Raw genomic sequence first — 4985 nt, forward strand, 5'->3', positions numbered from 1 at the left:
GTCCGTTGTAAATAATATCGCCGATCCTGACGTTGTCAGCGGCTACAGTGATCCTAGTTGTCATGCCAATTCACTCCTAAACCGTCCGCAGCCCGATTGCGGCCCTTGCTTAGATCATGCTCCCCTCCGATCATTCCCGCTGCGATATTTCGATCCTGTCCCAGCTAAGTTGACGCCGCAACGCAGAACGCCGCCACCCTGAGGCGTTGCTGACGGTCAGTTGGCAGACGACAGAGATCAACGAATGACCGGAGCTGGCCGAAACCAGTCGCAGATTGGTATCTTTATATCATCAGAGACCGCTAATCTATATCCGCCACAGAAAGCATCCACCACAATCCTCTTGCGCTCTGCCAAGCGACATACGAGTGCGATACTGTTGCTACGTCTGTAAACTCGCTCCAGCTAGGGTCATCTAATCGGAATACCAACAAATCATCAAAGGGTCCCGGGAAGACCGCCGCTAAAACATCGCTGGCTAACAGTCTGGCCTCGTGTGCAGAAGTTGAATTGCGAAAACATCCGCCTTCAACAAGTAAGCTAGTAAGTGAGCCTTCGAACTCCAATCTATTCAGAGTCGAATAAAGAATAGGCTTCGAACATATCTTCCCGAGCACGGCGCAGTCATCCCTAAATTCGGAATGTTGCAGTAGGTCGGCTAGTGGTGTCGGAGACGCAAACTCTCGTGATGGCATTACCGCTCGCGAAAATTTCATGAAAGTTGAAACTACTTCCCCGCAGCTGCCTAACGCGTCGATGAATTTTTCGAGTTCAGGCTTCTCAATATTAAATTTCATATATTCATTAATCTACATCTAGACCATCATGGTCCGGTAGCACCGAACACAGGAACTCCAGTTGCTGAGGATTCGCAGCTCCAAATCTGTCGGCAGAGTCAACAACCTTGAAATAAATTTCTGTTGAGTTCATATTTTGATGTGAATTTTAATTGTCCGCTCCTGGCCGAAAGCGCGCGTTCTGCACTCATCAAAAACGATTGGAAAGCAGCTCCAAATCAGTCGCACGCTCTGCACGTTCCTGTATTGAGCAATAGTTTGCGGCCACTCTGTCTTCTTGCCCGCTGAGTTCATGTCCGTCATACAAGAAACTGCATTTTGCTTGAACATATCCAAGCCATGCCCGCTGCACTTTACGTAGTTCTTCTGCTTTTTCTTGCGGCAGTTTGGAAAGAAGGTCACGATATGCCTTGTTCAAGCGTACGTCTTGTTTAGTAAATTCTTGGCTCACGCAATCTAGAATTTCTGGAGTGACTGCATCAGCCTTCTTTTCGCAAATATAGAATTGCTTTGTGAAGGATTTGCCATCATCTGCGAAAGAATTCGCGTGAAAGAACAACACTGCAATGACTACAGCGACACCAACTTTGAACATAAACTCCCCCCAATAGACGGCCGAATTTCTCTTCTATTCCGACTTAGCATTTCTGAACTTCTGTTTCTGATCGATAGAAATTGGTCAAATAATAGACCTGTCTTTAATCCCTATAATCGTTCTGGATGAATAACCATAGGCTGCTCACTGCTCCTGTTTTCCAAGGTACGTCACCATCTTCAGGATTCCACAAAATGGCATGCAATGCATCTGGATCCCAGCCGAGAAAATTTCCCGTTCCATCGTCGCCGAACCATATAATTCGGTGCAATACGGTTGGATACCAATCCTCCACACGTATCCATGTTTGCATCTCATTTAGCTTTGTTTCTGGCAAAACGAGCCACACACCAGGGCTAATCTGATAGCCATCAGGAAGTTTATTTTGAATTTCGGCCGGAAGATCGAAAGAATTCATTTTAAATTATGGGGTTCGATTGATAGGTAAAGTCTAAGTCGTATTGCCAATTGAATTGTAAGATTGAGCGGCAGCTCCTGGCCGAAAGCACGCATCGGCGAATGACGGCATCAAGGCAAACTCCGCGCATGAAGCTTCGCAGCAACCGCCAGTAACTCGCGGTCATTTTGTTGACCAAGAAATGGCTCGATTTTTATGTGATTCCGCGGTTGACCGCCGCGGTCTCGCTGCATCTTGCTGTCGCGCAGAATTCTTGTTCAGGCGGCTGTATGGCATGTCAATCCCGAGGAACAACTACTGCTTCAGTGAGGAAATTTTCTTGATGTTACTTATCGTTTTAATTGTTAATTAATGCTGCATTCAAATGTTTAATTTGAGATTGTTGCAACATCTGTTTTGCAAGCCGTCGCCCGGCGGATTGCCGGTGAAGTTATCGGGCGCGGCTGCCAAAAGCGTTGCTGTGGCTTATACAAGGCGGTTCTGAACGGCGCCGTCGGGTAACAGGAATATAAACGAATGCAGCAGGATATGTTTAATAAAAGAAACAAAAATTCCCTTTGATAAATGTTACCTTGTGGTAAAGTAAAACGGAATTGGAGATCCGGCCTGCCATGTCTGCGCAATGCTCTGACACGCCGGATTCAGGGTGAAGTATAAAAATAAATCTGGATGCGCCTGTCAGCCGTTTCATTACGGCGAGATGATTGCGGTCGGTCGGCTGGCAAGGGGCAGGGGTTGGAAATCATGATCAATTCGGCCGTCAGTCATCTTGCAAGCCAGCTTAATCAATTTCTCAAGCAGACCTACGGACTTACCGAAGATGTCGTCCTGATGTCGAATATCGTCGGCCAGGACGGTGCGGTCGCGCCCAATATCAATAACAAGCTGCTGGTGTTCCTGACCAATCTTGAAAAAGACACGGCGCCGTTCCGGCAGCTGCAGAGGAGCGATGCCGGCGCCAGCCGTTCGGCGGTCAGCAGCGTCCCGGTTTACCTGAATCTGTATGTGATGTTCGCGGCAAATTTCAGCGGCGCCAACTATGGCGAAGCCTTGAAATTCATTTCTGGCGCGATCGGTTTCTTCCAGCGCTTTCCGGTGCTGGACCATCAGGTCACGCCGGACCTGGACAAGCGCATTGAAAAACTGCTGGTCAGCATTGAAAACCTGAAAATTCACGAATTGAGCAATCTCTGGACTTTATTGGGCGGCAAATACTTGCCCTCGGTCCTGTACAAGGTGCGCATGGTGGCCTTCGATGCCGAGGATGTGGTGGCGCAAGTGCCAAACATCCGGCAGCCGGCGACTTCTGCAAGTCATTGACCCGTCTCCAACCATTCAATCGAGCGCCTCATGGGAAGCTATGTGCAACTGTTCAGCATCGAGATTGAACACGCGTTCTATGCAGGTGTGGCGTTCCCGGCTTTGCAGTATGTCGCCACTGCCGATTCTGCCGCCCTGATCCGGCGCCGCGGCCTGCTGGTGCGCCCGACCGCGGGCGGCATCGCCGTCTTTTATGAGGCTGGCCAGCCGCCGCTGGCGGCCGCCGACGACGATCTGGCATCTGCCGTGCTGGCCTTCAAGGTATCTTCCGACGATCCCCATTTCAGCCGCTACACGCTGCCGTCGTCGCCGGCAGCCGATGCTTTGCCATACTTTCACAGCGATGTCGCGCAGCGCGAAGCCGATGGCCGGCGGCGCCTGCACCGGAGCGATTTTGCCGACCAGGACGCGCTGCAGACGGCGCGCGTGCCCGGCCTGGTGGCGCAGCACCTCGACAAGCCGGACCTGCTGATGAAGCCTGGCTTCGTGCTGGCCGTCGGACTTGCCGATGAAGCCGGTGCCGGCAACCCGGCGGCAGAGCGGCGCTATGTGGTGCGCTTTGCGGCCGGCAAGACCATCTGGAAATATTATTTCGTGAGCGAGGCCGAGGCCGGCAACGTCGCGATCGTCGATCTTGACGACGAGGTCCGGTTTGTAGCGGGCGAGCCGGTGAGTTTGCCCGGCAACCGGCGGGCGCTGGTGTTTTTAACAGAAGTAGAAATTGAAATGCGGCAGAGGTATCCGCAACGTTTTCAGTTGCGTGAACAAGGCGGTATGGGCGAACGCGTTCTCATCAAGCGTTTGCCGCATGCCAATGCGGGTCGGGTAAGCCGGGAAATGGTGCATGAAAAGGCAGCACTAGTGTCAGAAATATACATCAATTGATTAAAAATTAAGGGTGAGATTATGGCGCAATATAAAACACCGGGTGTCTACATCGTCGAGAAAAATGCATTTCCGAATTCCGTGGTCGAAGTGGCGACTGCGGTGCCGGCATTCATCGGCTATACGGAGTCCGCAGACAACAAAGGCACATCGCTGGCCAGGAAACCGTGGCGCATCAGCTCCATGGCGGAATTTGAAGCGTATTACGGCGGTCCGCCGAAAGCCAGCTTCACGATTGGCGGCGGCGCTGCTGCGGCCCAGCCTGCCGCTGCTCCTGCTCCCGCTGCCGGTGCCGATCCAGCAGCCGCTGCGGCTCCAGCTCCAGCTCCAGCTCCAGCCAAGCCGGCAGCCGCCGCCGACGGTGACTTCTCCGTTACCGACAGCAGCAAGGTCCGGACCGAGTACACGCTGACCTTGGCCGGCACTCCCTTCATTCTGTATTACAGCATGCTGCTGTTTTTCCAGAATGGCGGCGGCGCATGCTATGTGGTGTCGGTCGGTTCCTACAGCGACGGCCTCGATCCCGACAAGATCAGCGCCGGCATCGACAGCCTGTTGAAAGAGCAGGAACCGACCATGGTCGTGATTCCCGAGGCAGTATTCTTGTCGAAGGCCGATTGCGCCTCGGTGCAGCAGGCGGCGCTGATGCATTGCGGCTTCAAGATGCGTAACCGTTTCGCGATACTGGACGTGTTCGACGGCTATAAGGACAGGCAAGACAGTAGCGGCGATTGCGTGGCCAATTTCCGCGATTCGCTGGGCACCAATTTCCTCGATTTCGGCGCCGCCTATTATCCTTGGGTCAACACCACCATCGTCAAGGAAAAGGACCTGGACTTCACCTGCATCGCCAATGCCGACAAGCTGCAGGCGCTGCTGACCCAGGACCTGGCGCCGGTGCTGCAGATCGACCAGCCGTCGCCGAGCGTCGCCACCAAGATCGCCCAGCTGAAGGCGGCGCTGGCCGGCC

At 53.0% G+C, this 4985-nt stretch carries 4 protein-coding genes and 1 pseudogene; 3 read left to right on the top strand and 2 right to left on the bottom strand.

Translation table 11 applies throughout. The annotated features are described in order from the left end of the window. Positions 1–987: 987 nt before the first annotated feature. Together VNZ65_RS14240 and VNZ65_RS14245 are read right to left on the bottom strand one after the other, a co-directional pair. Entirely contained in the window at positions 988–1392 is a 405-nt protein-coding gene (locus VNZ65_RS14240) for a lysozyme inhibitor LprI family protein (protein ID WP_325670080.1), read from the bottom strand. 103 nt (positions 1393–1495) lie between these two features. Continuing rightward, positions 1496–1810 carry a hypothetical protein gene (locus VNZ65_RS14245; protein ID WP_325670082.1) on the bottom strand — a complete coding sequence of 105 codons (315 nt, stop codon included), beginning with the start codon at positions 1808–1810 and terminating at the stop codon, positions 1496–1498. Positions 1811–2554: 744 nt separating this feature from the next. Here VNZ65_RS14245 and VNZ65_RS14250 point away from each other — a divergent pair. The 3 genes and pseudogenes from VNZ65_RS14250 to VNZ65_RS14260 form a co-directional block, all read left to right on the top strand. Further along, positions 2555–3130 carry a DUF4255 domain-containing protein gene (locus tag VNZ65_RS14250; RefSeq protein WP_325670084.1) on the top strand — a complete coding sequence of 192 codons (576 nt, stop codon included), beginning with the start codon at positions 2555–2557 and terminating at the stop codon, positions 3128–3130. A 30-nt stretch (positions 3131–3160) separates the two neighbouring features. Beyond that, a complete protein-coding gene (locus tag VNZ65_RS14255; protein ID WP_325670085.1) occupies positions 3161–4015 on the top strand; it encodes a hypothetical protein in 855 nt (284 codons plus the stop codon). Positions 4016–4036: 21 nt separating this feature from the next. Further along, positions 4037–4985 (top strand): annotated as a pseudogene (locus tag VNZ65_RS14260) (phage tail sheath family protein); the annotation flags it as partial.

Origin of the sequence: Collimonas sp., assembly GCF_035566555.1 — a bacterium.
GTDB lineage: Bacteria > Pseudomonadota > Gammaproteobacteria > Burkholderiales > Burkholderiaceae_D > Collimonas.